The sequence below is a fragment of the Massilia genomosp. 1 genome (assembly GCF_011682185.1).
GTDB lineage: Bacteria > Pseudomonadota > Gammaproteobacteria > Burkholderiales > Burkholderiaceae_D > Telluria_A > Telluria_A rubra.
The window spans coordinates 1-222 of record NZ_WHJF01000698.1 but is presented as its reverse complement, the minus strand read 5'-3'; the positions used below and the strand labels follow the sequence as shown (position 1 = coordinate 222).

The 222-nt window shown below is 59.0% G+C and carries 1 protein-coding gene; it reads right to left on the bottom strand.

Annotation, left to right across the window (positions count from 1 at the left end; genetic code table 11):
- A partial coding sequence (locus F1735_RS38705; RefSeq protein ID WP_167241685.1) for a transposase occupies positions 1–222 on the bottom strand: 222 nt, incomplete at both ends.

The window sequence follows — 222 nt, the reverse complement described above, 5'->3', positions numbered from 1 at the left end:
TGAATCTTCTGGACGCGGGCTTTCGCCTTCTTCCAATTGCTGCTGAACTTGACCTTGCGGCTCATGCGCCGCTGGTAGCGGGCAAGGTTCTGTTGGTGCTTCTTAAAACTGTTGAGTGGTGCGACGACGCTGCCGTCGCTCATCGTGGCGAAGCGGGCGATGCCGACATCGATGCCGATGGCGCTCGTCGCCGTTGGCAATGGCTGTTCGGGCAGGATTTTC